This is a genomic window from Streptomyces sp. NPDC006309 (genome assembly GCF_040613095.1).
GTDB lineage: Bacteria > Actinomycetota > Actinomycetes > Streptomycetales > Streptomycetaceae > Streptomyces.
In genome coordinates, this window is record NZ_JBEXRO010000008.1 from 134,230 (window position 1) to 159,311 (window position 25,082).

Here is a 25,082-nt window from a genome sequence, read left to right on the forward strand (position 1 = left end):
GACGCGTGCCGGTGGCGGCTGGCGCCGGTGGCGGCTGGTGCGGGCGGGCCGGCCGGTGGCAGTACCGGTGGCGGCGGGTGCTCGCGGGCGGGCCGGTGGCGGCGGATGCGTGCGGGGCCGGCCGGTGCCGGTGGCGGCCGGTGCCGGTCAGTCCTTCGCGGGGTGGCGGCGCAGCAGGTACGTGTCCATGATCCAGCCCTTGCGTTCCCGCGCCTCCGCCCGCAGCCGTTCGATGCGCGGACCGGCCTCGGCGAGCGGCCCGGAGACGAGGATCTCGTCCGGCGTACCGATGTAGGCACCCCAGTAGATGTCCATGTCCTCGTCGGCGTACCGCCGGAAGGCCTGGTGGGCGTCCAGCATGACGACCACGTCGTCCACCCCCTCCGGGAACCCCTCGGCCAGCCGCCGCCCGGTGGTGATCTGCACCGGCCCGGCGACCCGGTTCAGCCCCGTGCGGTGCCGGGCGACCAGCGCGGAGACGCTGCTGATGCCGGGTATCACGTCGTACGCGAACTCCACCTCACCGCGCTCCAGCACCTCCTCGAGGATGCCCAGCGTGCTGTCGTACAGCGCCGGGTCCCCCCACACGAGGAAGGCGCCGGTGCCGTCCTCGCCCAGCTCCTCGGCGATCAGCTGCTGGTAGATCCCGGCGCGGGCGCTGCGCCAGTCCCCGACGGCCGGCGAGTAGGCCGCCCCGCCCGCCTTCCGGTCCCGGTCCGGGTCACGGGCCTGCACCACCCGGTACGAGCCCGCCGGCAGGTGCGCGTCCAGCATGTCCCGGCGCAGCCGCGTCAGATCGCTCTTCACCTCGCCCTTGTCGAGCAGGAAGAACACGTCCGTGCTGCGCAGCGCCCTGACCGCCTGGAGGGTCAGCTGGTCGGGGTCGCCCGCGCCGATACCGATGACATGAATCTTTCGCACGCCCCGAGTCTGCCGCATGCCACTGACAGCGCGTCCACCGCCTCCGCACGCCCGCGACGGCCTCCCGGTCAGGGGCCCAGCCGGGGTGCCTCGGCCCGCGCGTCCACCGGTGCCGAGCCGTGCTCGACCCGTCCGGCCAGCTCCCCGGCCCACCGGGTGAGCCCCGGCAGATCCATCCCGTACGGCCGGTCCTCGCCCCGCCCGGCCTGCCACTCCTCGACGGCACGCGCACCCCGCCGCAGCAGGCGGGCCCCGCCCCGGGTGTTGCCACGGGCCACGTGGGTGAGCCCCACGGCCAGCTGGGCCAGCCCCCGCCACAGCGTGCGCTCCTCGGGCGGCCCCGACTTCCAGGCGTCCTCGAAGACCTCGTGCGCGTGGAACGGCCGCCCCTGCGTCAGCAGCGCCTGCGCCTCGGCGACCGTTTCCCGCGGCGTGCGTACGAGCCCCTCCGGCTGCCGGGGCACGCCCTCGGCGCCGTACGGCAGCGGCCGGCCCAGCCCGTCCCGGGGCCGCGCGTTCCGGGCTCGCCCGTCCACGTCCCGGTCCCTGGACCGGTCCCTGGCATCCGATGCGTCCGCGTTCGTCATACGGCCGATTGTCCCCCGTTCCGCCCGGGCCTTCTTCGGTGCGTTCCGCGGCGTGGGGTACAGTGCTGTCCGCACGATCACGCGGGGCACCGCGGGAGAGCGCGACGGGACGTGGCGCAGCTTGGTAGCGCACTTGACTGGGGGTCAAGGGGTCGCAGGTTCAAATCCTGTCGTCCCGACTTTTCGAAGTCGCAGGTCAGAGGCCGTTTCAGAGAGGATCTGGAGCGGTCTTCTGATCATTTTGGGGACCTGTTGGGGACCGGTTCGCTTGAACACGGCCGAAGCGCACCTTGACTCGGTCAAGGTGCCTCCACCCAGCCATGCGCGGCCGGGCCCTGCCCGACATACCCGGCCAGCTTGTCCAGGCAGCGAGAGGACAGACGGCATCGTGATCCGCTCGGGCCACGGGAGGCCAAAGCCTCAGCCGGCGGACCGACCTGCCGGCATTACTGCGCAGACAGGCTCCTGGCCGCGGCCCGCCGTCTCGGGACCGGCAAACGGCGATGATGTGCAAAGCCGAGTCGCTGCCGGGACCGCAGGGCCGCAGCCGGGGTCCGGTCAGGCGGTGGCCAACGCGCACTGGCCTCGGTCGGCCTTCATCGGTCCGGCAGCGCTGGGACGGACCTCGAAGTCGAACATGGCGGTAGGTACGTACAACGAGCAGCAGGCGTTGGGGATGTCGACGATGCCGCTGATACGTCCCTCTATGGGGGAGGAGCCGAGCAGCAGGTAGGCCTGCTCTCCGCTGTAGCCGAACTTCTTGAAGTACTCGACGGCGTTGAGGCAGGCCCGGCGGTAGGCCAACGTCGCGTCCAGGTAGTAGTTCGTGTCCGTGTCATGGTCGACGGAGATCCCGATGAAGGTGAGGAACTCCGTGTACCTCGGCTCGACGTTGCCCGGGATGAACACGGGGTTGGTGGAGATGCCATAGGTCTCCATGCCGCCCTTGATCAGGTCGACGTGGAAGTCGATGAACCCGCCCATCTCGATGGCGCCGCAGAAGGTGATCTCTCCGTCGCCCTGGCTGAAGTGCAGGTCGCCACCGGACAGCTTCGCGTCCTTGACGTGTACGGGGTAGAAGACTCTCGACCCCCGGGTGAAGTTCTTGATGTCGTGGTTGCCTCCGTTCTCGCGGGCCGGCACCGTGCGTGCGCCTTCCTCGCCGATGCGGCGTGCCAGGTCCCCGGTGGCCGTACCGGCGAGTGCGTTGGTGCCGTCCGGAGGTACGGCGAGGGGCGGGACCCGGTTGGGGTCCGTGTCGATCAGCGCCTGCTCACGGGCGTTCCAGCGGGCGAGCATCTCGGCGGACGGAGCGGTTCCGAACAGCCCGGGGTGGGTGATACCGGTGAAGCGGATCCCGGGAAGGTGACGGGAGACGGCCTGCTGCCCGTGGAAGTCCCATACCGCTTTGTAGGCGTCCGGGAAGTAGTCGGTCAGGAAGCCTCCGCCGTTGGCCTTGGCGAAGATGCCGGTATAGCCCCAGCCCTGTCCTGCCGCGTCCCCGGTCTGCTGCGGCACCGGGCCGAGGTCGAGGATGTCGACGACGAGCAGGTCGCCGGGTTCGGCACCCTCCACGCCTATCGGGCCGCTGAGCATGTGAGGGATGGTCAGGTCGATGTCGCGTACGTCGTTGGCGGTGTCGTTGTTGCCGACCTGGCAGTCGGTCCAGTCGCGGCACTCCATGCGGAACTCCGCTCCCGGCTTCACCATGGCGACGATGGGGATGTCCGGGTGCCACCTGTTGTGGCCGGGCAGGGCCTGGTCACGCATCGACTTGCTGTGGTCCACGCTGAAGAGAATTTCAGGCATGAGAACTCCTCGTTCCTGATCCGGTCACGTTGGTGCGCCCACGCCTCCGGCCGGCGGGGCGGCTGAGGTCGGCCGCGGCGTTCTATGGGTGCGCGGCCACAGCCCTGCGAACACCACCACGCCGAAGACCGCCAGTGCGATGGCGATCTCGGTGGGGTGCTTCCAGTAGCCGGAGAGCAGCAGCCCGGCGGGAATCACACCAGTAACCCAACCTTCGATCGCCGTGACCCAGCCGGTATAGATCCTGAGGTCGTCCTTCTTGAGACCGAGCAGCAGGAAGAACAGGAACCACAGGTAGGCCCAGTAGAGCCAGATGACCCCGAATGGGTAATCCTTGAAGAGCCGGAAATTGACGAACGAGTACCCCAGGGCGACAACTGCCACGAACAGCGAGTAGTAGCCGACGCCGGAGCTGTCGAGACCGGCGAGCAGGCCGATACCCACGTAGAGGTAGGTGAAGCCGAAGAGGTAGATGCCAGATGCCGCCAGGATCTTCATGGGGTCACCGTTGGCAGTGAAGATGAGGTAAGTCGGCGTCAGTACCTGGAGTGCGCCTACGAAAAGGTTGAACACCGCTCCCGATCGGGCATCGACCTTCCCGAGCAGCAGCAATCCGTTGATGAAGAGCACCGCACCGACGAAGAGCAGTCCCACGTTTCCCACGGGGACACACCTCCTAAGTCCGCGTGGGGAGTGGAATCGCGTGGCGCCAGAGCCGCCGATGAGCTGCCGATGATACGGCTCGGCTCCCGGCCCGCGTTGCGTGATTCCGCATTCCGCACACCGCTGGCGGGAACGACGTCGTGTTCCGATGCCGAAACCCGCATGAGGCGTTCTGCCTTGTCAACCACCGCCTTCAGAGACGCGGCAGCCGCGAGAGTGCGGGGTGCGGGTGCACCCTTCTGCGCGGCGGCAATTGGGACACCACCGCCGGGGCCTCACGCGCCTGCTCCTCCCGGACATGGAGGGCGGCGACCGCGTGCGAGGTCAGCCTCAGGCTGGGCGAGGAGTACACACGTTTCGCAGCGACTGCGCAAACAGGGCAGCCATACGCCTTGGGTGCCGTCCCGATCGTCAACTTCACATCGAAAGGCCCACATCGGCTGCATAGGTATTCATAGGTTGCCATCAGCAGCCTCCGGGTGCCGGTGGACGCTCCCAGACCCGAGTGCGTGCGGTGCGCACCCGACCGGCGCACGCCACAACGCATTTCCTACCTTCAAGAAGACGTCTCGCAAAGCCCGGTGTCAAGTACCGGACAGCCGGGCGTGGACCTTCTCATGAGGACCCGACGGCGAGCGCCGCCGCCGCTGCCGCAAGCCCCACCGCAATACTCGAAACGACGTACAGCAAGCATTTGCCGACCTGCCCTTTCTCGCACAGGTGGACCAACTCGTAACTGAATGTGGAGAACGTCGTGTAGGCGCCGCAGAAACCGATGCCGCCAATGGTCACGACCTGCTCCGGCAGCGCGTGCCGTGCGCCGAGGCCCACCAGCAGTCCCAGTACGAATGAGCCGGTCACGTTGATCAGCCAGGTGCCGCGCGGGAACGCGCCCGGGCTCCGGTACTGGACGTACTGGTCGAGTACGTAACGCGCAACCGCCCCGACGGCGGCCGCCGCACCGACGGCGAACAGAGTGATCACCGCACCCACCAGCCGTGCCGGCGGGCGCGCCCGCGCCGCGCGTCGAGCCGAATGCGCCGGGCCGATATCAGTCTGCCGATGACCAGGCCCAGAACGGTTGCGGCCAGGCCGGCGAAGAGGCTTCCGACAACGTTCAATGCCGCGGCTGCGTAGTGGCCGTGGCCCAGCAGGCGATCGGTGTCGACCATCCAGGTCGAGAAGGTGGTGAAGGCGCCGAGGAAGCCGACGGCGGCGAACGGCCGCACGTACCGGGTCGGCGGCCAGACCTCGAACACATGCACGAGCAGCAGCGCCAGCGCGAACGCCCCGGACACGTTGACGGCGAACGTCGTCCACGGAAACGCCGCCCCCGAGGCGGGGAAGGCCAGTACCAGCGCATAACGGGCCGTCCCGCCCAGAAGGCCGCCGAGCGCGACCGCCGCCAGGACGCCCCCGCTCAGACGTACGCGGAACGGCTCCCGAACTCCTGTCAAAAGCCTCATCGAAATAGCCGCATCTCTATTCACTGGAACACCTCCCCATTATCCCAGGGATTGCCGTACTGACGCACACTCGACTAAAAATCAAGATCGGTGTTCGACCGGCTTGCCGGTGCCCCACCCGTTCACAGGAACAGTGTCCCCACCGATGGAGGACGGCCATGGCAAAAGTCCGACGTGGTCGTCTCACAGCCGATCTGGCCCCTGTCTGACTCCCGAACACATCGCCGCGGCTTCCCGGCTCAGACTCGCGATCACCGCGGGGATCGGGTCGGGACCACGTCCACCTGCCGAGCGCCATTGCCTACGTCATGACCGTGGACCTGGCATCCCGACGCCCGTTCGCTGGTCTGCTCCGTCGATGTGCTCTCGATCCACACTCCGCTGCATCCGCAGACACAGAACCTCTTCGACGAGGAGCTGATCGGGGCGATGAAGGGCGGCTCGTACATCGTCAACACCGCACGGGCGCTCATCGTCAGCCGGGACGCCGTCGTACACGCCCTCGCAAGCGGCCAACTGGCCGGTTGTACCGGTGACGTCTGGTACCCGCAGCCGCCACCGCCCGACCATCCCTGGCGCACCATGCCCTACGGGGCGATGACGCCGCACATGTCCGGGTCGACCCTCTCGGCGCAGGCACGCTCACGCGGCCGGTACGCGGGAGATTTTGGAAGTGCTGGCTCGACGGTCGCCATATTCGCCCGGAGTACCTGATCGCCGAAGGCGATGGGCTTGCCGGGACGGGGCCGAGCTCCTGCACGGTCACCGGATCACCGGCACGGGCGAGTGTGACGTCCGGCGGACAAGAAATCAACATTCAATAGAAGATCCACCACCCCGGCTGTGATCCGATTCACCCACGATTGACTGGACGGGCACGGGTGAAACCTTTAGCGTCCGTAAATAGATTGTTTTTCATTGCGGGGAGATTCCGGCACGGCATGGAGGGATTCCGGCGCCGCGCGTAATCTCTCGTAAGAAAACCAGGCGAACGCCGGGAAGGTGGATCAGTGAGCATGGACGCAGTGTGGGTCCGGGGTGTGACCGGCATTCAGATGCACCACGTGACCGACCTTCAGGATGCCGGCAGGTTTTTGGGCAATGCAGCGATGGCACTGCGGGCCGCGCACGTAAGGACCGGCGCCGAACGGTACTCCGGCATCGCCGCCGAGCTCAAGGCTCTGGTGGAGCGAGTGCGTGAACTGGAGGACGAGGCGCGGTCGAGCATGCATGAACTGCACTCCGCCGACCCCGAGCGGTTCATCCGCTGCCGAGACGGCCACGAGCCGTGGCCCGGCGAGATCCCGGCAGGATTCATCCCGCGCCACACCTGCAAGGACGAGTGTCTTTACCACGACCGCGAGATCCTCGATGCCATCATGCAGTGCACCTGCGGCCGACCGCCGTGCCGGGCCTGTGAGATCGGCGGCAAGCTCTGACGAGCCCCGGGGCTTCCGTGGCCGAGCCGGATCCAAACATCACCGTTGGGGCCAGCGACCACCATGACACCTCCCTCCTCGACGCCGACGGCACCCTGGTCCTTCAGCAGCGACGTGGGTCCCAGCGGAAGGCGGACGGGCCGGACGCCGACGAGTTCCGCCTCGCCCCCGACGTGAGCCTGGCCGAGGTCCTGGCCGTGTATGCCGAGGCGGCCGAGCGGACTGACTCGGTGATCGCCGGTATCCCGGCCCGCGGGCAGGCCGTTCCGGTGCTCCGCGGTCTTGCGTGAGCGTCGGTCGACGGCAACCACCGGTCGGTTGATCAGGCCCTGCGTCGGGCTGTGACTCGCCCCGGCCGGCGCACACCGGGGCCTGCTCGGTCAGGCCCCACACCGTTGTGCTGTCAGAGGGCGTCACTGTGAAGCGTCTCCTCCTCCGGCCGAGGGCTGTCCCTCAACTACCGGTCAGCGCTGGATGATCCTGCTGTCGCCGGTGTGACCAAGGCGTCCGAGCCCTCCTGGACAGCTCGCCGTCACGACAGCCTGGCTTGATAACCTGTCGCGATGGACGAGGTGTTGGACGAGGGACCGTTCTTTCACGGCACGAAGGCAGACCTGCGGGTCGGAGATCACCTCACCGCCGGTTTCCGCTCGAACTACCGGCCCGAGATCGTGATGAACCACATCTACTTCACCGCGTTGCGCGACGGCGCAGGACTCGCCGCCGAACTCGCCGCCGGGGACGGGGCTCCGCGCGTGTACGTCGTCGAACCGACCGGGGAGTTCGAGAACGATCCGAACGTCACCGACAGGAAGTTCCCCGGCAATCCCACCCGCTCCTATCGCAGCAAGGAGCCGCTCCGGATCGTCGCCGAGGTCACCGACTGGACGCGACAGACACCCGAAGCTCTCCAGATGTGGCGAGAACGCCTGGCGGCAATCCGTGTGGATGATCGCGCCGAAATCATCAACTAAGGCCGTTCATGGTGGCGGCATCCTGGTCCCTACCCGCGACAGCACGATCGCCGAGCGGTCCGGTACTCCACCAACCACCAGGTCGTCACCGACGCCGGCAGCCGCCCGGTCGTCGTGGTCTGTGGTCGTCCATCCTGTTCGCCGCCGTGCCGGCCGCTGCTGTGACGTGTGCCGAGCTGCGGTACGTGCAGACGCCCTGGACCAGCAGCCAGCGGCTCAGGGCGGCCCCAGCTATGGGTGCACCTCCACCCGGATGCCGCGCCACCGCCCCCAGCCCCCAACGACACAGCGAGGCCCCGCCGGTCACCCCCGAGGCGGGGCTTCGTTGTGTCGAGCGCGGGTCGCGGTCAGGGTGCCACGGCTCGGCCGGTCTGTGGGGAGATCCGGCCGGCGCACAGGCCCTTGCCCGCCAGTGTCTGCGCGATGCGCGGGATCGCGGCGAGCGTGTTGGCGGGCCATTCGTGCATGAGGATGATCTGGCCGTTGGTCAGCCGGGACGCGGCCTGCACGATCGCGTCGGTGCTCGCGCCGTTCCAGTCCTGCGAGTCGACGTCCCAGATGATCTGGGTCAGGCCGTACTTGGCCTCGACCGCCTGGAGCGTGGCGTTGGTCTCGCCGTAGGGCGGGCGGAACAGTTGCGGCGTACCGCCGCCGGCCGCGGCGATCGCCTGCTGGGTGCGGGACACCTCGGAGTCGATCTGTGCCTGGCTCTGCTGGGTGAGGTGGGGGTGGGTGTAGCTGTGGTTGCCGATCCACATGCCGGCGGCTGCCTCGGCCCGGACCTGGGCCGGGTAGGCGGCGGCGTACTGGCCCTCGTTGAACATGGTGGCCCGCAGGCCGTTCTGCCGCAGGGCGTTGAGCAGGGCGGGGGTGTGGGCGTTGGACGGCCCGTCGTCGAAGGTGAGTCCGACGTATCCGGTGCAGCCGGCGGCGTGTGCCGGGGTGGTGCCGGCGGCGGTGACGGTGCCGGCCACGGCCGTCGCGGCGACGGCCAGGGCGGTCAGCAGGGGGCGGTGTGCGGCGCGCATGCGGATGGGTCCTCCTCGTGGGGGGCGGCGTGACCGCGGTGGGGGTGCGGAGAGCGGGGCGGGCGGGGAGGGTCAGCCGCTCATCGTGATGTTGGAGTTGCCGCTGCTCTGGTATCCCTCGGTGGCGAGGATCATGTAGTAGCTGAAGCTGCCCAGCCGCATGCCGTAGCGGGCCCAGGCGTCGAAGTGGTTGCCGGTGGTGATGGTTCCGCCCGTCCTCTTCGACTGCCGCACGCTCCAGTACTGGTTGAAGGTTTTGGTGCCCTCCACCGAGGGGGCGTTGTATCGCGTCGTCTGGTAGACGTCGTAGGTGCCGCCGTCGCTGGTGACCGTGCCCTTGTAGGTCCCGGTGGGCCGGTAGGTGCCCCAGTTGTCGACGATGTAGTACTCCACGAGCGGGTTGGAGGTCCATCCGTACAGCGACAGGTAGCCGTTGCCGGACGGGTTGAAGCTGCCCGAGTACTGCACGTTCCGGCGTCCGCCGTTGCTCCAGCCCTTGCCCGCGACGAAGTTCCCGCAGTTCGTCCACGAGGTGCTGTAGTTGCCGCCGGACCCGAGGGTCATGGAGACCGATCCACCGCCATCGGTCCAGAACGAGTAGTAGAAGCCGTTGTTGGTGCCGGTCTGGTTGGTGGTGATGGTCGTGGCGGCGTGGGCGGTGCCGGGCAGCAGCAGTCCGGACGCGGAGGTCGCCAGCGCCAGAGCGCCGGCACGGTTGATGAAGCCCCTGCGGCTCATCGCGCGGTCGAGGGCCTTGTCGTTGTCCATGTGTGGCTTCCTCCTGGTGAGTACTGGGTGAGTGCTGGGTGAGTGCTGGGTGAGCGCGAGTGCTGGGTGGGTGCTCGACAGCGCTCGCTGGCATGCTCGCGTCAATTGACGCGGCGAAGCGGGTCGGCGCCGGGGGAGCTGGGGGAGGGGGTCGATTGCTGGAGAGTATGCGCCGGGCCGGAAACGCCGGTCAATGCGTCCGTTTCCGAAATTTCACCGAAACTTCGAAGGAGTTCGCCCGAGTCCGGTGTCGAAAGATTCGGACGCTTCTCGTACGGGAGGTCGAGGGCTCATGACGGGCCTCTGGGGCTTGTCGCTGAGCCGGCTGGCCGATCTTCCCGGCGCTGCACAGCTTCCGGCGACCTCTGTCCCCGCGGTTGACGGGGAGAATGGAGCTGCTTACCGTGTCGCAACGCTCGTCTTGTGTACCGAATGTTTCGAGACCCCGTTGAGGAGTCCCGTGAACCTCTCCCGGCTCGTCACGGCCGCCGCCGCGACCTCCTGTCCGGCCCTGCTCCCCCTTCTCGCCGCGAGTCCCGCGGGCGCCTCGAACGGCTCCGCCGTACCGGACCGTCCGCTGCGGCAGCTCGCCGCCGACGACCATCTGCGCGTCGGCACCGCCGTCGACATGTCCGCCCTCGCCGATGACGCCGCCTACCGCCGGCTCACGGGCTCCGGGTTCTCCACGGTCACCCCCGAGGACGTCATGAAGCGGGAATCGGTCGAGCCGTGCCAGGGGGAGTACGACGACTACAGCACGGAGTGGGCGGCCCGAAGAGCGACGCCGTCCACGACCTGCTCAGCCGCTGCGCGCCGACGGCGTCCCCGTCGACGGGGTCGGCTTCCAGGGCCACCTGAGCATCCGGTACGACCTGCCCACCGGTATGGCCGCCGACTTCGCCCGCTTCGACGGACTGGGGCTGGACACCGCGGTGACGGAGGCGGACGTCCGCATGGCCGTGCCGGCCGACGACACGAAGCCGGCCACGCAGGCCGAGGGCTACCGCCGCCTCCTCGACGCCTGCCTGCGCACCCGGCACTGCGTCTCGTTCACCGTGTGGGGCTTCACCGACCGGTACTCCTGGGTCCCCGGCACGTTCCCCGGCGAGGGCGCCGCCGACCTGTACGACGAGGAGTACCGGCCGAAGCCGGCGTACCGGGCACTGGAGTCGAAACTGGCGGGCCGGGCACGCCCCCGGACCGCCCGCTGAGGCCGGGGGAGCCGTCGCCGACGCGGAACCGGAGACGGGCCGCGGGCCGGGGCCGGGCGGCGACTACGGCGAGCCGGGAGACTCGTGCAGGATGTCCCGGGTGATGTCGGCCAGTGACCTGCCCGTGCGGAAGGCTTCGGCGCGCATGAGGGCCAGCGCGTTCTCGGGGGTCAGTTCCCGGGTGGCCACCAGGGCACCGACGGCCCGCGCGGTGTCGAACCAGTGCGCGCGGACGACGTCGACCGGCTCCCAGGACGGGGCCCGGTCCCCGGTGATGATCACGTCCCGGGTGGGCAGGAGTGCCGCCGCCACCGCGTCTGCCACGGCGGACGCACGCTCCAGCGCCTCCTCGTCGAGCGCGTGGGGGCGCAGCGCGAGCAGGTCGACGGAGCCGAGGACGTAGTCGCCGAAGAAGACGGGCAGCGCGTAGACCGACTCCACCTGCGGCAGTTTCTCCCGCATGGCGGCTCCGAACAGCGGCCAGGGCGTCACCGCGCCGCGCAGCTCGTCCACCGCCACGGGCTCGCCCCGGTGCGCCGCGGCGATGCACGGCCCCTCCAGCAGGGTGAACTGGATCTCCTCCAGCAGCAGCGCGGCGTCGTTCGAGGCGGCGAGCAGCTGGCGCGAGGGCGTGTCGGTGAGCAGTGACAGGGTGGCGCCGTCCATGCCGAGTCCCTCGGACACCGCCGCGCACACCCGCCGGGGCACCTCCGTCAGGGCCGCCCCGTCCGCGGCCTCCGCGACCATCCGCACCGCCTTCGTCACGTCGGGTGTCATCCCGCCCTCCGTGACTCGCGGGGGCGGGGAGCGGGGGCGGGGAGCGGCAGGGCGCGCGCCGCGGGCGGGGCGGGCCGGGGACACCGCGGGCGCGACGAGGGCGCCGGCTGACGAGGACAGACCATGTCCACGGAGTACCCGGCCCGGCCGCCGGCACGCCGCGGCGGTACCGGGCCGGTATGCGGGTAACCGGTAGGCCGACAGACGAAGACGGCCGAGTCGGTACGGACAAGGATGATCGTGGACGGACGTTCGCTTCGCGCGGTGGGCTGGGCACGCTCACTGCCGCTCAACAGCCAGGTCAAGACGGCACGTGACTGGGCACGCTCCCATCTGGACGAGCTGGGCTGGTCGGAGTCCGCCCCCGATACGGCGGACGACGTGCTGCTGGTCGTGTCGGAGCTGGCCACCAACGCACAGATCCACGCGCACAGCACCGCGCAGCTGGTGATGTCCTGGGACAGCGACTGCCTGCACATCGCGGTGCACGACACGTCGCCGGAGCTGCCGTCTCCCCGGCAGCCCGACTCCCTTCAGCCCGGCGGGCGGGGCATTCTCCTCATGAACGCCCTGGCCGAGAGCTGGGAGGCCCGGCCGTGCCCGCACGGCAAGACCGTCATCGCCTGTTTTCGGCCGTCCTCGCCGGTGGACGACGGGCACCGCGCAGGGCGGTGACCCCGGCGAGCAGCGCGCCGACGGCGAGCACGACCAGCCCCCGCAGCCACACCCGGCCCTCGATCTGCGTGGCGAGCAGGACGCAGGAGGCCGCGCCCAGCACGGGCAGCACCGTCGGGGCCCGGAAGTGCCGCTCCGTGCCCGGTTCGCGGCGCAGGACGAGCACGGCGATGTTGACCATGAGGAAGACCACGAGCAGCAGCAGGACCAGGGTGGACGCCAGCGTGGCGACGCTCCCGGTCAGCGCGAGGACCATCGCCGGGACGGTGGTGGCCGCGATCGCGGCCCACGGGGTGCGGCGGCCCGGCAGGACCGCGGTCAGCGGCGCGGGGAGCAGCCCGTCGCGGGCCATGCCGAAGGCGAGCCGGGAGGCCATGATGCCGGTCAGGAGGGCACCGTTGGCGACGGCGACGAGCGCGATCGCGCTGAAGAGGCGGACGGGGACGCCGCCCGCCTCCTTGACGACCTCCAGCAGCGGGCCGCTGGAGGCGACGAGCCGGCCGGTCGGCACCGCGGCTGAGGCGGCGACGCCCACCAGGACGTAGACGGCACCGGCGGTGGCCAGGGCGCCGAACAGGGCCCGGGGGTACGAGCGGCGCGGGTTCCGGGTCTCCTCGGCGACGTTCACGGAGGTCTCGAATCCCACGAACGAGTAGTAGGCCAGCACCGAGCCGCTCAGGAGGGCGGTCGCGGCGCCCTTGTCCGCGGTGCCGAGCCGGGTGAGCCGCCCGGGGTCGCCGTCGCCGCGCAGCAGCAGCCAGGCGCCGAGGACCACGATGAGCACCAGTCCGCCGACCTCGATGACGGTGGCGACGGCGTTCGCCCGGGTGGACTCCTTGATGCCGCGCGCGTTGAGCAGGGCGAGCAGGGCGAGGAAGACCACGGCGACGAGGCCCACGGGCAGGGACACGAAGGCCGACAGGTAGTCACCGGCGAAACCGCGGGCCAGGGCGGCGACGGAGACGATGCCGGCGGCGAGCATGCAGAAGCCGGCCAGGAAGCCGGCGAACGGGCCGAACGCCCGCGTGGCGTAGTGGGAGGCGCCACCCGCCCGGGGGTACTTCGTGGCCAGCTCGGCGTACGAGGCGGCGGTCAGCATCGCCAGGACGAGGGCGACGAGCAGCGGTGCCCACACCGCCCCGCCCACGTCGGCGGCGATCTGGCCGACCAGTACGTACACACCGGCGCCCAGGACGTCGCCGAGGATGAAGAAGTACAGCAGGGGGGTGGTGAGGGCCTGCTTGAGCGCGGGGCCGCCCGGGGCGGTCTCCGGTGCCTGTTCTCTCGCTATCGACATGTCGATCCGTGTCCCCGCCGGCACGCGAACCACGCCTGTCTCCTGCGACCGGTGCGGGCCGCGCCTCTCCCGCAGGCGCGAGTTCAGTGCGGCGCGGGCGGCGCGGCGGTGCTCTGCCGCACCACCAGATGCGTGGCCAGCTCGATGCGCAGGGCGGCCTTGCGGGGATCAGCGGGCCGCAGCAGCATCCGGGCCGCCTCCTCGGCCATGCGCCGCAGCGGCTGCTGCACGGTGGTGAGCGGCGGGCTCGACCACCGGGCCGGCGGTACGTCGTCGTACCCCACCACCGACAGCTCCCGCGGCACGCTCAGGCCCAGCACCCGGGCCGCCTCCAGGACGCCCAGCGCCTGGAGGTCGCTCCCGGCGAAGATCGCCGTGGGCCGGTCCGGGCGGCGCAGCAGCTCCAGGGCGTGCTCGTAGCCGCCCTGGACGTGGAAGTCGCCGAAGCGCACCAGCCGCGGGTCCGGTTCCAGGCCCGCCATCGCCAGCGCGGAGCGGTACCCGTCCAGCCGGGCCAGCGAGCACATCAGGTCCTCGGGGCCGGTGATGATGGCGACGCGTTCGTGGCCCTGGTCGGTGAGGTGGCGGGTGGCGGCCAGCCCGCCGGCCCAGTTGGCCGAACCGACGGACGGTACGTCGGGATCGGGATCACCGGCCGGGTCCACGATGACGAACGGGATGGCCCGGGACCGCAGCCGTCTCTTCACGGCCTCCGGGACGGTGGAGAAGACCAGCAGCACTCCCAGGGGTCGGCGGCGCAGGACTCCCTCGATCCACTCGGGTCCGGGCGCCTGCCGTGTCCCGCTCTCGGTGAGCGCGACGGTGGCGCCGCTGCGCTGGGCGACGTTCTCCACGCCCCGGATCAGCTCCATCGCCCAGACGCTCTCCAGTTCGTGGAAGACGATCTCGATGAGCGGGGCCGGGGGCGGTCCCGGGGTGCGCCGGCGGTAGCCGTGAACCTCCAGCAGGCGCTCGACCTTGTCCCGGGTTGCCGGGGACACATCCGAACGACCGTTGAGGACTTTCGAAACTGTCGGGAGGGAGACGCCGGCCTCTTTGGCCACGGCTGCCAGGGTCACTCTGCGGCCGACCTCGTCTTCTGCGCCCATGGCGGCAGCATAGGGCATGGCGTCCGATAACGGTTTGGCCGCGTGCGTGCACGACCGTTGACCATTTCTTCGGTGTGCTCCTACTGTCCAGCCGCAGGACTTTCGACTTTAGTACCGAAACTTTCGGAAGGCGGATGATCATGCGTACACGGATACCCCGGGTGCTCGCCTGCGGCGCGACGCTCGCCCTGGCGGCGAGCCTCGCCGCTTGCGGAAACAGCGGGGGAGGTTCCTCGGACGACGGCAGGATCCACGTGCTGGTCTACGGGGACGCCAGCAACAAGGTCGAGAAGCGGATCGTCGACACCTTCAACCGGACGTCCGACGTCAAGGCCGTCCTCGACACCATCCCCGGCGCCGACTACCAGCAGAAGCTCCAGACGATCATCAACACGCCGCAGGCGCCGGACGTCTTCTTCAACTGGGGCGGCGGCAGCATCCAGCCGTTCGTGAAGGCCGGGCTGCTGATGCCGCTGGACGACTTCGTGAAGAAGGACCCGAACCTGGACGACAAGTTCCTGCCCGCCGTCTACAACAGCGCCGTCATCGACGGCAAGCCCTACGGCATCCCGATGCGCGGCACCCAGCCGGTCCTGCTGTTCCACAACAAGGACGTCCTCGACAAGGCGGGCGTGGAGCGGCCCGCGACCTGGCCCCAGCTGATCGACGCCGTCAAGAAGCTCAAGTCCCAGGGGACCACCCCCATCGCCCTCGGCGGCGGCGACCAGTGGCCGACGCTGATGTGGTTCGAGTACGTCTACGACCGCGTCGCCGGCCCGCGGCTGTTCCAGAAGGCACTGGACGGCGACAAGGACGCCTGGGCGAGCGCGGACAGCCGTAAGGCGCTCGGCATGCTGCGGGAGCTGGTCGACGCCGGTGCCTTCGGCAAGAACTACGACTCCGTGAAGTACACCAACGGCGCCTCGCCCGCGCTGGTGGCCCAGGGCAAGGCCGGCTTCGAGCTGATGGGCTCCTGGTACTACGCGCAACAGCAGCAGGACGTCAAGGACTTCGCCGCCAAGGGCCTGGGCTACAGCTCGTTCCCGGACGTCCCCGGCGGCAAGGGCGACCCGTCCGACGTCGTCGGCAACACCAACAACTTCTACTCGGTGCTGAAGAAGACCGAACACCCCGAGGCGGTCGCCCGGTTCCTGAAGCTGATGTACTCCGACCAGTTCGTCAAGGCCCAGCTGGCCATCGGCAACCTGCCGACCACCACGAACACGCCGCAGTTCCTCGGCACGTCGGCCAGCCCCGCCTACTCCCGCTTCCAGTACGGCCTCGTCGCCAAGGCGAAGTCCTTCCAGCTGTCGTGGGACCAGGCCTTCCCGCCGTCGGCCATGACGCCCATCCACCAGGCCGTCCAGCAGTTCTTCGACGGGCAGCTCGACACCGACGGCTTCATCAAGGCCATGCAGGCCCTCCCGGCCGAGTGAACCGCACATGACGACACAGACCACGAGCGCCCCGCCCGCCGCCACGGCCCCCGGGAAGGACCGGCGGCGGGCGGAAGCCTCCTACACCGCCCAGGGCACGCGCCCCGGCTTCCTCTGGGCCCTGCCCGCCACCCTGTTCTTCGCCCTCTTCGCCATCGTGCCGCTGATCATGGTGGCGGTGCTGTCCTTCATGAGCTGGAACGGCCTGGGGTCACCGCGGTTCGTCGGGACGGACAACTGGCGGCGCATCCTCGACGACCCCGTGATGATCAAGAGCATCTGGCTCACCCTGCTGCTCACCGGCCTGGGCGTGGCCCTCCAGACCCCGCTGAGCATCGTGCTCGGCGTCTGGGCCGCCGGACACCAGCGCAACCGCGCCGTCCTGTCGGCGATCTACTTCGTCCCGCTGCTGCTGTCCTCCACCGCCGTGTCGGTGCTGTGGCGGGCGCTGCTCGACCCGAACTTCGGCATCCCCGCGCGGATGACCTGGCTGTTCGGCGACGGCAACCTGTTCGGTGAGCAGAGCTCGGCGATCGGCGTGCTGGCCTTCGTCAGCACCTGGCAGTTCACCCCGTTCCACACGCTGATCTACCAGGGCGCCGCCCGCGCCGTCCCGCAGGTGCTGTACCAGGCGGCGGCGATCGACGGCGCGGGGCGCTACCGCCGGTTCTTCCACATCACCCTGCCGCAGCTGCGCACCTCGGTGATCACCTCGATGATCCTGATGATCGTCGGCGGGCTCACCACCTTCGAGACCGTGTTGATCCTCACCCAGGGCGGACCGGGCACCGACACCACGATCAGCTCCTACTACATGTACCAGAAGGCCTTCAAGGGCTTCGACTTCGGCGCCGGCTCGGCCATCGCCCTCTGCCTGGTCGTCGCCGCCACGGTCGTCTCGCTGATCGTCGTCCGCGTCTCCGGCTACGACAGGATGCGCAGCTCCATGGAGGGGGTGTCATGAGGCAGCGCCCCAACTACCCGGCCGGCGCCGGCTCGCTCGTCTGGCTCGTCCTGGTGGGCCTGCCGCTGTACGTGATGCTCACCGCGACCCTGCGCACCCGCGAGGACTACGCGAAGCACGGCCCCCTGTCCTTCCCCCGCGACCTCACCCTGGACAACTACACCGGGGCCTTCGACTCGGGCTTCGGCCGGTACTTCCTCAACACCGTCGTCGTCACCGTCTGCGTCGTCGGCGTGGTGCTGCTGCTCGTGCCGCCCCTGGCCTACGCGATCGTCCGCAGCCGCGGCCGGGTCACCTCGCAGATCTTCCGGCTGTTCCTGCTGGGCCTCGCCATCCCCGCCCAGGCCGTCATCGTCCCGATGTTCTACCTGATCAGCGAGGCGGGCCTGTACGACAACCTGCTCGGCATCATCCTGCCCACCGCCGCGTTCTGCCTGCCGATGTCGGCCCTCATCCTCAGCGGCGCCATGCGCGACATCAGCCCCGAGCTGTTCGAGGCCATGACGATGGACGGGGCGAGCCCGCGGCGGATGTTCTTCCAGCTCGTCGTCCCGCTCTCGCGCGGCGGTCTCTCCACGATCGTGGTGTTCTCCGCGCTCCAGGCCTGGAACGGCTTCCTGTTCCCGCTCGTCCTGACCCAGTCCGACTCCACCAAGGTGATCACGCTGGGCCTGTACAACTTCCAGACCGAGCACGGCATCGACATCCCCGGTCTGCTGGGCGCCGTGACGCTCTCCATGGTGCCCGTCCTGCTCGTCTACCTGTTCGCCCGCCGGGCCCTCGTCCAGGGCCTGATGGGCATGGGAGGAAAGTGACCGCCAACGTGGCCGTAGAGACCATCCCCGAAGTCCCCCTCTGGAACGACCCGGCCCAGGACACCGGCACCCGGGTGTCCGCGCTGATCGGTGCGATGACCGTCGAGGAGAAGATCGCCCAGCTGTACGGCGTGTGGGTCGGCGCGTCCGACGAGGGCGCCGAAGTCGCCCCGCACCAGCACGACATGGAGGACGCGGTCGACCTCGACGCCCTCCTGCCGGCCGGTCTGGGACAGCTCACCCGCCCCTTCGGCACGGCACCCGTCGACCCCGCGCTCGGCGCGCTCTCCCTGCTGCGCACCCAGAAGCGGATCATGGCCGCGAACCGCTTCGGCATCCCCGCCCTGGCGCACGAGGAATGCCTGGCCGGGTTCGCCACCTGGGGCGCCACCGCCTACCCCGTCCCGCTGTCCTGGGGCGCCACCTTCGACCCCGGCCTGATCCGCCGGATGGCCGCGGCCATCGGCCGCGACATGCGGTCCGTCGGCGTCCACCAGGGTCTCGCGCCTGTCCTGGACGTGGTCCGCGACGCCCGCTGGGGCCGCGTGGAGGAGACCATCGGCGAGGACCCGTACCTCGTCGGCAGCATCGGCACCGCCTACGTCCAGGGGCTGCGGTCCGCCGGCGTCGTCGCCACCCTGAAGCACTTCGCCGGATACTCCGCCTCCCGTGCCGGCCGCAACCTCGCGCCCGTCGGCATGGGCCCGCGCGAGCGGGCGGACATCGTCCTGCCCCCCTTCGAGATGGCCGTGCGCGAGGGTGGCGCCGACTCCGTCATGCACGCCTACACCGACACCGACGGCATGCCCTCCGCGGCCGACGAGGACCTCCTCACCGGGCTGCTGCGCGACACCTGGGGCTTCGACGGCACGGTCGTCGCCGACTACTTCGGCATCGCCTTCCTCAAGACCCTGCACGGCGTCGCCGGCGACTGGGCGGAGGCCGCGGGGGCGGCCCTGCGGGCAGGCGTCGACGTGGAACTGCCGACCGTCAAGACGTTCGGCGCGCCCCTCGCCGAAGCCGTCGCCGCGGGCCGGGTCCCGGAGTCGCTCATCGACCGCGCCCTGCGCCGGGTGCTCACCCAGAAGGCCCGGCTGGGCCTGCTCGACGCCGGCTGGGACCCGGTCCCGGCCGCCCTGCGGGGAGGCGGTCCGGACGACCCGGACGCCCTGCGCGGCAGCGTCGGCCTGGACACCGCCGAGAACCGGGAACTGGCCCGCGCCGTCGCCGAGGAGGCCGTCGTCCTGCTGGCCAACGACGGCACCCTGCCCCTGGACCGGCCCCGCCGCATCGCCCTGATCGGCCCCAACGCCGCCGAACCCACGGCCGTACTGGGCTGCTACTCCTTCCCCCAGCACGTCGGCGTGCACCACCCGGGGACGCCGGCCGGCATCGACCTGCCCACCCTGGAGGACGCCCTCCGGCGCGAGTTCCCCGGCGCGGAGATCACCGTGGCCCGCGGCACCGGCGTCGACGACGGCGATGTCTCCGGCCTCGCCGAGGCCGTCGGTGCCGCGCGCCGGGCCGACGTCGTCGTCGCGGCCCTCGGTGACCGCGCGGGCCTGTTCGGCCGGGGCACCAGCGGTGAGGGCTGCGACGCCGAGTCACTGGCCCTGCCCGGCGCCCAGCAGTACCTGCTCGACGCGCTGCTGGACAGCGGCACGCCGGTGGTGGCGGTCCTGCTCGCCGGCCGGCCCTACGCCCTCGGCCGCGCCTCGGAGGAGGCCGCCGCGCTGGTGCAGTCCTTCTTCCCCGGCGCGGAGGGCACCACCGCCCTCGCCGGTGTCCTCAGCGGCCGGACCAACCCCTCGGGGCGGCTGCCGGTCAGCGTGCCCCGCGGTACGGGCGGCCAGCCCGCCACCTACCTCGGCGCCCGGCTCGCCCAGGCCGGCGACGTCTCCAGCATCGACCCCACCCCGGCCTTCGCGTTCGGGCACGGCCTGTCCTACACGTCCTTCGACTGGGAGGATCTGACGGTCGGGCGGGCGGAGACGGACACCGGCGGCGAGTTCGTCCTCGGCCTCACGGTGCGCAACACGGGGGAGCGGCACGGCACCGAGACCGTCCAGCTCTACCTGCACGACCCGGTCGCCTCCGTCGTCCAGCCGGTGCAGCGGCTCATCGGGTACACCCGGGTCCCGCTCGCCCCGGGCGAGGCCCGCCGCCTGCGCGTGACCGTACCGGCCGACCTGGCCTCCTTCACCGGCCGCGACGGGCGCCGGGTGGTCGAACCGGGCGAGCTGCACCTGCGTCTGGCGGCGTCCAGCAGCGACGTCCGGCTGACGGCGACGGTCACCCTGACCGGCGCGGCACGCCACGTGGACCACCGCCGCCGGTTCCACGCGCACTTCGTCCAGGAGGAGGCAGGACGGCCGGAACCCGAGCCGCACACCGCCGTCTGACCGCCACCGCGCCGTGGCCCGCCCCCGGCGGGAAGCGGGCCACGGCGCCGGCCGTCAGCCACGCTCGACGGTGACGGTCACCCGGCTGCCCGGTACGGCCCGCACCCACGCCCGGCCGGCCGTCCGGCGCCCGACGGCCGCGCCGCCGCCCGCCGTGATCCGCCAGGTGCCCGGCGGCAGGGACAGCGCGGTCAGCCGGGAACCGTGGCGTGCCGCGCGGTAGGAGAGCCGGTACACGCCCCGCCCGGCGTCGTACACGGCGGAGCTGACCGTGCCCGCGACGGCCTCCGCGTACGGCTCGGCGGTCAGCTCCTTGTGGGTGCGGAAGGCGCCGGTGGCACCGACAGCGCAGTACCCGCCGCCGTAGCACCACTCGTAGCCCGCCCAGCCGGAGGTGTAACGGCCCAGGGAGGCCATCGCGTCGCGGTAGAAGCGGCCCATGTTCGGCAGGGTGCTGTCGGGCGGCCCCCACTCGCCGACCACGACCGGGACCCCGTACCGCTCCGGGTAGACGGTCACGGCCCGCTCGTACGACTCGATCCAGCCGGCGCCGGGGTCGTAGTCGGAGCCCGCCTCCATGGCGGTGTCGTAGAAGTGCGGCGCGTACACGACGCGGGGGTCCTCGACGCGGCCGAGGCCGGTCGGTACGCCCTCGCCCACGACCGGGGTGGGTTCGACGAACAGCCAGGAGCGCCGGTCGGCCGAACGGACCGCGCCGGCCAGCCGGTTGTACATCGGCGTCAGTTGTTCGCGCTCGATGCGGCCCGCCGCCGTCACCGGATCCTCCCCCGGACGTACTTCGCCCATCGGCTCGTTGAGGAGGTCGTAGCCGAGCACGGCCGGATGGCGGGCGAAGCGGGCGGCGAGGGTCCGCCACATGCCGGCCTGGGCCCGGCGCAGGTCGGCGTCCTCGTAGAGATGGGTGAAGGCGCGCTGCACGGCGGGCTCGAAGTACTCGGCGAACCAGTCGTCCGGATGCGGCGTGAAGGGCAGCCCGTCGGTCCTGGTCGCCCACTCGGGGATGCCGCGGTGGCCGAAGGCGGGCCCGAAGACGTCCTGGTGGGCGTCGAGCACGACCTTCACGCCGTGGCGTTCGGCCCAGTCCAGGATCCGTCCGATCCTGCTCAGGTAACCGCGGCTGTACCGCCCCGGCCTCGGTTCCAGGTCGTCCCAGAACACCAGCAGCCGGGCGAGGCCGAAACCCTCCGCGCGCATGTCGCGCAGGTGCCGTTCGGTGATGCCGGTCAGCGCCTGGCCGCCACGGTGCGCCTTGTCCTCGAGGTTCCAGCCGCGCAGGGTCAGGACCCGCCCCTGCCGGTCCGTGAGCGGGGGGATGCCCCGCCCGGGGTCCTCGACGGTGGCGGTTGCGGCGGCGTGAGCGGTGGTGGGGGCGGTGGCGGGGGCAAGCAGCGCGGCGACGGCCGTACTCGCCGTCAGAATCGCTCGCAGCACAGGAGACCTCCGGGCCGGCGGTGTTCGTCGTGCCGCGCATCCCACCAGCAGTCGCGGCGCTTCTCAAGGGTCCGGTGCCGTCCGGCGCCTCCTGCTGTCTACTGGTTGCGGGCCCGGCACGTCCCCGGCTGAGCCCGGCATTTGTCCTTACATACTGACCTGTTCGTGAAAGAATGTCTTAACAAAGTATTGACAGTGGGCCCGGCAGAGGCTTGTATCCCGTCCCAACGCAACAGCGTCCGTTCCCCCGTCGCACGCACAGTGAGGTGCAGGCAAGATGGACCGCTCTTCTCGCTCCCGCTCCCGCCGAGCGGCCCCCCTCGTGGCCGTGGCCACCGCGGCGGCGCTCACCCTCGCCGGCTGCTCCAGCGGCTCCGGCGGCAAGAAGGCCGAGGCGGGAGCGGCGAACGCCTCCGCGGGCAGGGCCGACACGCCCCGGATGACCGTCGCGCTGGTCACCCACCAGGCGCCCGGAGACACCTTCTGGGACACCGTCCGCAAGGGCGCGCAGGCCGCGGCGGCCAAGGACAACGTCAAGCTCGTCTACTCCGCCGACCCGAACGCCGGCAACCAGGCCGGCCTGGTGCAGAACGCCGTGGACCAGAAGGTCGACGGCATCGCGGTCACCCTGGCCAAGCCGGACGCCATGAAGGGCGTGCTCGGCAAGGCCGAGCAGGCCGGCATCCCGGTGGTGGGTCTGAACTCGGGTCTGAGTGACTGGAAGAAGCTCGGCCTGGTCGAGTTCTTCGGGCAGGACGAGGGCGTGGCGGGCGAGGCGTTCGGCGACAAGCTCGACACCACCCCCGCCAAGAAGATCGTCTGCGTGATCCAGGAACAGGGCAACGTCGGCCTCACCCAGCGCTGCGACGGCGTGAAGAAGACGTTCAAGGGCACCACTGAGACCCTGTACGTGAACGGCACCGACATGCCGTCCGTGAGGTCGACCATCACGGCGAAGCTGAAGCAGGACAACTCCATCGACACCGTCGTCACCCTCGGCGCCCCCATCGCCCTCACCGCGACCCAGTCCGTGGCCGACGCGGGCAGCAAGGCCGAGGTGGCCACGTTCGACCTCAACAACCAGCTGGTCAAGGCCGTCCGGAACGGCAGTATCGAGTTCGCCGTCGACCAGCAGCCCTACCTCCAGGGCTACATGGCGGTCGACTCCCTGTGGCTCTACAAGAACAACGGCAACTACAGCGGCGGCGGAGTGCAGCCGGTGCTCACCGGCCCGGCCTTCGTCGACAAGAGCAACGTCGACAAGATCGCCGAGTTCGCCGCGAAGGGCACCCGGTGATGAGTATGGCCCAGCAGGCTGAACCGGCGGTGGGCACGCCGCCGGCGCCCGGACCCCGGCGGACCGACGGCCGCACCACCCGGCGCCCGCTTCCGCTCCGGCTGCTCGCCCGGCCCGAAGTGGGCGTCTTCCTCGGCGCCGCGGCCGTCCTGGTCTTCTTCCTGATCGCCGCGCCGCCGGTGCGCGACGGCAGCTCGATGGCGAACATCCTCTACCAGTCGTCGACCATCGGGATCATGGCGCTCCCGGTGGCCCTGCTGATGATCGGCGGCGAGTTCGATCTCTCCTCGGGCGTCGCGGTGATCTCCTCGGCGCTCACCGCCAGCATGCTCAGCTACCAGCTCACCCTGAACGTGTGGACCGGAGTCATCGTCGCCCTGGCCGTGTCCCTCGCGATCGGCGCCCTCAACGGCTGGATGGTCGTCAGGACCGGCCTGCCCAGCTTCCTGATCACCCTCGGCACCTTCCTGTTCCTCCAGGGCGCCAACCTGGCCGTGACCAAGCTGGTCACCGGGAACGTCGCCACCGACGACGTCAGCGACATGGACGGCTTCGGCCCGGCCAGGAAGATCTTCGCGTCCTCCTTCGGCGTCGGCGGGGTACAGGTGAAGATCACCGTGGTCTGGTGGCTGGTCTTCGCGGCCCTCGCCACCTGGGTGCTGCTGCGCACCAGGTACGGCAACTGGATCTTCGCGGTCGGCGGCGACAAGGACAGCGCCCGCGCCGTCGGCGTCCCCGTCACCTTCACCAAGATCAGCCTGTTCATGCTGGTCGGCTTCGGCGCCTGGTTCGTCGGCATGCACAACCTGTTCTCGTTCAACACCGTGCAGTCCGGCGAGGGCGTCGGCCAGGAGCTGATCTACATCGCCGCGGCCGTCATCGGCGGCTGTCTGCTCACCGGCGGCTACGGCTCCGCGATCGGCCCGGTCTTCGGCGCCTTCATGTTCGGCATGGTGCAGCAGGGCATCGTCTACGCCGGCTGGAACCCCGACTGGTTCAAGGCGTTCCTCGGCGTGATGCTGCTCGGCGCCGTCCTGATCAATCTGTGGGTCCAGCGCACGGCGACCCGGAGGTGACCCATGACCGACAACGGAAGCACATCCCACGGCACCGCCCGCCAGGACGGCGCGCCCGCGCCGGACGGCCCCCTGGTCGAACTGCGCGGCGCCGGCAAGTCCTACGGCAACGTCCGCGCCCTGCACGGCGTCGACCTCCGGGTCCCCGCCGGCCGGGTCACCTGCGTGCTCGGCGACAACGGCGCCGGCAAGTCCACCCTCATCAAGATCATCTCGGGGCTGCACCGGCACACCGAGGGCGAGTTCCTCGTCGACGGGCAGCCGGTGCGTTTCAGCACCCCCCGCGAGGCCCTGGACAAGGGCATCGCCACCGTCTACCAGGACCTGGCCACCGTCCCCCTCATGCCCGTGTGGCGGAACTTCTTCCTCGGCTCCGAGCTGACCCGGGGCCCCTGGCCCGTCCGCCGCCTCGACATCACCCGCATGAAACGGACCGCCGACGAGGAACTGCGCCACATGGGCATCGCCCTGGACGACCTGGAGCAGCCCATCGGCACCCTCTCCGGCGGCCAGCGGCAGAGCGTGGCGATCGCCCGCGCCGTCCACTTCGGCGCCCGTGTCCTCATCCTGGACGAGCCGACGGCCGCCCTCGGCGTCAAGCAGTCCGGCGTGGTCCTGAAGTACATCGCCGCCGCCCGCGACCGCGGCCTCGGCGTCATCTTCATCACTCACAACCCCCACCACGCCTACATGGTCGGCGACCACTTCAGCGTCCTGCGCCTGGGCACCCTCGAACTGTCCGCCGAACGCGCCGAGGTCACCCTGGAACAGCTGACCAACCACATGGCCGGCGGCGCCGAACTCGCCGCGCTCAAGCACGAACTGGCCCAGGTGCGCGGCGTCGACGTGGAGGAGCTGCCCGAGGACGGCGGTCCCGGCGCACCCGTGACGACCTCCCCGGAAGGAACCCCCTGAC

24 protein-coding genes, 1 tRNA gene and 2 pseudogenes are annotated in these 25,082 nt (G+C 70.4%); 14 read left to right on the top strand and 13 right to left on the bottom strand.

The features are described 5' to 3' along the window. Positions 1-147: 147 nt before the first annotated feature. Together cobF and ABZ117_RS13960 are read right to left on the bottom strand one after the other, a co-directional pair. Positions 148-921, bottom strand: a complete 774-nt coding sequence (gene cobF, locus ABZ117_RS13955; protein WP_356820437.1) for a precorrin-6A synthase (deacetylating) — start codon at positions 919-921, stop codon at positions 148-150. A 68-nt stretch (positions 922-989) separates the two neighbouring features. After that, positions 990-1,508: a DUF309 domain-containing protein gene (locus ABZ117_RS13960; protein ID WP_356820438.1), complete on the bottom strand. Its 519-nt coding sequence runs from the start codon at positions 1,506-1,508 to the stop codon at positions 990-992. A gap of 105 nt (positions 1,509-1,613) precedes the next feature. Between ABZ117_RS13960 and ABZ117_RS13965 the strand changes: the two genes are divergently transcribed. Further along, a tRNA-Pro gene (locus tag ABZ117_RS13965) sits at positions 1,614-1,687 on the top strand. Positions 1,688-2,066: 379 nt separating this feature from the next. Here the strand turns inward: ABZ117_RS13965 and fmdA are convergent. The 5 genes from fmdA to ABZ117_RS13990 all read right to left on the bottom strand — a co-directional run bounded on the left by fmdA (position 2,067) and on the right by ABZ117_RS13990 (position 5,470). Beyond that, on the bottom strand, positions 2,067-3,317 hold the full coding sequence (gene fmdA, locus ABZ117_RS13970) for a formamidase (protein WP_356820440.1): 1,251 nt from the start codon (positions 3,315-3,317) through the stop codon (positions 2,067-2,069). A 24-nt stretch (positions 3,318-3,341) separates the two neighbouring features. Next, positions 3,342-3,980 (bottom strand): AmiS/UreI family transporter, encoded by a 639-nt coding sequence (locus ABZ117_RS13975; protein ID WP_356820442.1) that lies wholly within the window; start codon positions 3,978-3,980, stop codon positions 3,342-3,344. Positions 3,981-4,173: 193 nt separating this feature from the next. Continuing rightward, a complete protein-coding gene (locus tag ABZ117_RS13980; protein WP_356820444.1) occupies positions 4,174-4,527 on the bottom strand; it encodes an FmdB family zinc ribbon protein in 354 nt (117 codons plus the stop codon). A gap of 68 nt (positions 4,528-4,595) precedes the next feature. After that, entirely contained in the window at positions 4,596-4,964 is a 369-nt protein-coding gene (gene crcB, locus ABZ117_RS13985) for a fluoride efflux transporter CrcB (protein WP_356820446.1), read from the bottom strand. Further along, positions 4,961-5,470, bottom strand: coding sequence for a CrcB family protein (locus tag ABZ117_RS13990; RefSeq protein WP_356820447.1), 510 nt, complete (start codon positions 5,468-5,470; stop codon positions 4,961-4,963). The genes crcB and ABZ117_RS13990 overlap by 4 nt, the downstream gene beginning before the upstream one ends. A gap of 294 nt (positions 5,471-5,764) precedes the next feature. Between ABZ117_RS13990 and ABZ117_RS13995 the strand changes: the two are divergent. From ABZ117_RS13995 to arr, 4 genes and pseudogenes are all read left to right on the top strand, one after another. Further along, positions 5,765-6,270, top strand: a pseudogene (locus tag ABZ117_RS13995) (NAD(P)-dependent oxidoreductase); the annotation flags it as partial. 192 nt (positions 6,271-6,462) lie between these two features. Continuing rightward, positions 6,463-6,885: a hypothetical protein gene (locus ABZ117_RS14000; RefSeq protein WP_356820605.1), complete on the top strand. Its 423-nt coding sequence runs from the start codon at positions 6,463-6,465 to the stop codon at positions 6,883-6,885. A 17-nt stretch (positions 6,886-6,902) separates the two neighbouring features. Next, positions 6,903-7,175 (top strand): hypothetical protein, encoded by a 273-nt coding sequence (locus ABZ117_RS14005; RefSeq protein WP_356820449.1) that lies wholly within the window; start codon positions 6,903-6,905, stop codon positions 7,173-7,175. A 273-nt stretch (positions 7,176-7,448) separates the two neighbouring features. Then, positions 7,449-7,859 (top strand): NAD(+)--rifampin ADP-ribosyltransferase, encoded by a 411-nt coding sequence (gene arr, locus ABZ117_RS14010; protein WP_356820451.1) that lies wholly within the window; start codon positions 7,449-7,451, stop codon positions 7,857-7,859. 350 nt (positions 7,860-8,209) lie between these two features. Here arr and ABZ117_RS14015 read toward each other — a convergent pair. Next, positions 8,210-8,893: pseudogene (locus ABZ117_RS14015) on the bottom strand (polysaccharide deacetylase family protein); the annotation flags it as partial. Between the two features lie 66 nt (positions 8,894-8,959). Beyond that, positions 8,960-9,655 (bottom strand): glycoside hydrolase family 11 protein, encoded by a 696-nt coding sequence (locus ABZ117_RS14020; protein WP_356820453.1) that lies wholly within the window; start codon positions 9,653-9,655, stop codon positions 8,960-8,962. A gap of 860 nt (positions 9,656-10,515) precedes the next feature. On the opposite strand from ABZ117_RS14020, the gene ABZ117_RS14025 reads away from it, so the two are divergent. After that, positions 10,516-10,866: an endo-1,4-beta-xylanase gene (locus ABZ117_RS14025; protein WP_356820606.1), complete on the top strand. Its 351-nt coding sequence runs from the start codon at positions 10,516-10,518 to the stop codon at positions 10,864-10,866. Positions 10,867-10,929: 63 nt separating this feature from the next. On the opposite strand, the gene ABZ117_RS14030 is transcribed toward ABZ117_RS14025, so the two are convergent. Then, positions 10,930-11,643: a GAF domain-containing protein gene (locus tag ABZ117_RS14030; protein ID WP_356820455.1), complete on the bottom strand. Its 714-nt coding sequence runs from the start codon at positions 11,641-11,643 to the stop codon at positions 10,930-10,932. Positions 11,644-11,883: 240 nt separating this feature from the next. Between ABZ117_RS14030 and ABZ117_RS14035 the strand changes: the two genes are divergently transcribed. Beyond that, positions 11,884-12,318 (top strand): ATP-binding protein, encoded by a 435-nt coding sequence (locus ABZ117_RS14035; RefSeq protein WP_356820457.1) that lies wholly within the window; start codon positions 11,884-11,886, stop codon positions 12,316-12,318. On the opposite strand, the gene ABZ117_RS14040 is transcribed toward ABZ117_RS14035, so the two are convergent. Further along, positions 12,260-13,615 carry an APC family permease gene (locus ABZ117_RS14040; RefSeq protein ID WP_356820459.1) on the bottom strand — a complete coding sequence of 452 codons (1,356 nt, stop codon included), beginning with the start codon at positions 13,613-13,615 and terminating at the stop codon, positions 12,260-12,262. The two genes, ABZ117_RS14035 and ABZ117_RS14040, sit on opposite strands and share 59 nt — an antisense overlap. Before the next feature lie 83 nt (positions 13,616-13,698). Then, entirely contained in the window at positions 13,699-14,724 is a 1,026-nt protein-coding gene (locus tag ABZ117_RS14045) for a LacI family DNA-binding transcriptional regulator (protein ID WP_356820461.1), read from the bottom strand. A gap of 134 nt (positions 14,725-14,858) precedes the next feature. Between ABZ117_RS14045 and ABZ117_RS14050 the strand changes: the two genes are divergently transcribed. Genes ABZ117_RS14050 through ABZ117_RS14065 form a run of 4 tightly spaced genes read left to right on the top strand, consistent with a single transcriptional unit; the run spans position 14,859 to position 20,341 of the window. Further along, positions 14,859-16,160 (top strand): extracellular solute-binding protein, encoded by a 1,302-nt coding sequence (locus tag ABZ117_RS14050; RefSeq protein ID WP_356820463.1) that lies wholly within the window; start codon positions 14,859-14,861, stop codon positions 16,158-16,160. Between the two features lie 7 nt (positions 16,161-16,167). After that, positions 16,168-17,124, top strand: a complete 957-nt coding sequence (locus ABZ117_RS14055) for a sugar ABC transporter permease (RefSeq protein ID WP_356820464.1) — start codon at positions 16,168-16,170, stop codon at positions 17,122-17,124. Further along, a complete protein-coding gene (locus ABZ117_RS14060; RefSeq protein ID WP_356820466.1) occupies positions 17,121-17,939 on the top strand; it encodes a carbohydrate ABC transporter permease in 819 nt (272 codons plus the stop codon). The genes ABZ117_RS14055 and ABZ117_RS14060 overlap by 4 nt, the downstream gene beginning before the upstream one ends. Further along, a complete protein-coding gene (locus ABZ117_RS14065) occupies positions 17,936-20,341 on the top strand; it encodes a glycoside hydrolase family 3 N-terminal domain-containing protein (protein WP_356820467.1) in 2,406 nt (801 codons plus the stop codon). The genes ABZ117_RS14060 and ABZ117_RS14065 overlap by 4 nt, the downstream gene beginning before the upstream one ends. Before the next feature lie 54 nt (positions 20,342-20,395). On the opposite strand, the gene ABZ117_RS14070 is transcribed toward ABZ117_RS14065, so the two are convergent. After that, positions 20,396-21,793: a cellulase family glycosylhydrolase gene (locus ABZ117_RS14070; RefSeq protein WP_356820469.1), complete on the bottom strand. Its 1,398-nt coding sequence runs from the start codon at positions 21,791-21,793 to the stop codon at positions 20,396-20,398. A gap of 277 nt (positions 21,794-22,070) precedes the next feature. On the opposite strand from ABZ117_RS14070, the gene ABZ117_RS14075 reads away from it, so the two are divergent. The 3 genes from ABZ117_RS14075 to ABZ117_RS14085 are packed head-to-tail and all read left to right on the top strand — an operon-like array spanning position 22,071 to position 25,081. Further along, positions 22,071-23,090, top strand: a complete 1,020-nt coding sequence (locus ABZ117_RS14075) for a substrate-binding domain-containing protein (protein ID WP_356820471.1) — start codon at positions 22,071-22,073, stop codon at positions 23,088-23,090. Then, positions 23,090-24,166: an ABC transporter permease gene (locus tag ABZ117_RS14080; RefSeq protein ID WP_356820473.1), complete on the top strand. Its 1,077-nt coding sequence runs from the start codon at positions 23,090-23,092 to the stop codon at positions 24,164-24,166. The genes ABZ117_RS14075 and ABZ117_RS14080 overlap by 1 nt, the downstream gene beginning before the upstream one ends. Positions 24,167-24,169: 3 nt before the next feature. Further along, positions 24,170-25,081 (top strand): ATP-binding cassette domain-containing protein, encoded by a 912-nt coding sequence (locus tag ABZ117_RS14085; RefSeq protein WP_356820474.1) that lies wholly within the window; start codon positions 24,170-24,172, stop codon positions 25,079-25,081. The last annotated feature ends 1 nt before the right edge of the window (position 25,082 follow it).

Excerpts from the sequence above, each read along its gene's own strand:
- arr (WP_356820451.1), top strand. The coding sequence starts at position 7,449 with ATGGACGAGGTGTTGGACGAGGGACCGTTCTTTCACGGCACGAAGGCA.
- ABZ117_RS14075 (WP_356820471.1), top strand. The coding sequence starts at position 22,071 with ATGGACCGCTCTTCTCGCTCCCGCTCCCGCCGAGCGGCCCCCCTCGTG.
- ABZ117_RS14060 (WP_356820466.1), top strand. The coding sequence starts at position 17,121 with ATGAGGCAGCGCCCCAACTACCCGGCCGGCGCCGGCTCGCTCGTCTGG.
- fmdA (WP_356820440.1), bottom strand. The coding sequence starts at position 3,317 with ATGCCTGAAATTCTCTTCAGCGTGGACCACAGCAAGTCGATGCGTGAC.
- ABZ117_RS14085 (WP_356820474.1), top strand. The coding sequence starts at position 24,170 with ATGACCGACAACGGAAGCACATCCCACGGCACCGCCCGCCAGGACGGC.
- ABZ117_RS14050 (WP_356820463.1), top strand. The coding sequence starts at position 14,859 with ATGATCATGCGTACACGGATACCCCGGGTGCTCGCCTGCGGCGCGACG.
- ABZ117_RS14000 (WP_356820605.1), top strand. The coding sequence starts at position 6,463 with ATGGACGCAGTGTGGGTCCGGGGTGTGACCGGCATTCAGATGCACCAC.
- ABZ117_RS14045 (WP_356820461.1), bottom strand. The coding sequence starts at position 14,724 with ATGGGCGCAGAAGACGAGGTCGGCCGCAGAGTGACCCTGGCAGCCGTG.
- ABZ117_RS14040 (WP_356820459.1), bottom strand. The coding sequence starts at position 13,615 with ATGTCGATAGCGAGAGAACAGGCACCGGAGACCGCCCCGGGCGGCCCC.
- ABZ117_RS14055 (WP_356820464.1), top strand. The coding sequence starts at position 16,168 with ATGACGACACAGACCACGAGCGCCCCGCCCGCCGCCACGGCCCCCGGG.
- ABZ117_RS13980 (WP_356820444.1), bottom strand. The coding sequence starts at position 4,527 with ATGCGTTGTGGCGTGCGCCGGTCGGGTGCGCACCGCACGCACTCGGGT.
- ABZ117_RS14030 (WP_356820455.1), bottom strand. The coding sequence starts at position 11,643 with ATGACACCCGACGTGACGAAGGCGGTGCGGATGGTCGCGGAGGCCGCG.
- ABZ117_RS13960 (WP_356820438.1), bottom strand. The coding sequence starts at position 1,508 with ATGACGAACGCGGACGCATCGGATGCCAGGGACCGGTCCAGGGACCGG.
- ABZ117_RS14020 (WP_356820453.1), bottom strand. The coding sequence starts at position 9,655 with ATGGACAACGACAAGGCCCTCGACCGCGCGATGAGCCGCAGGGGCTTC.
- ABZ117_RS14080 (WP_356820473.1), top strand. The coding sequence starts at position 23,090 with ATGAGTATGGCCCAGCAGGCTGAACCGGCGGTGGGCACGCCGCCGGCG.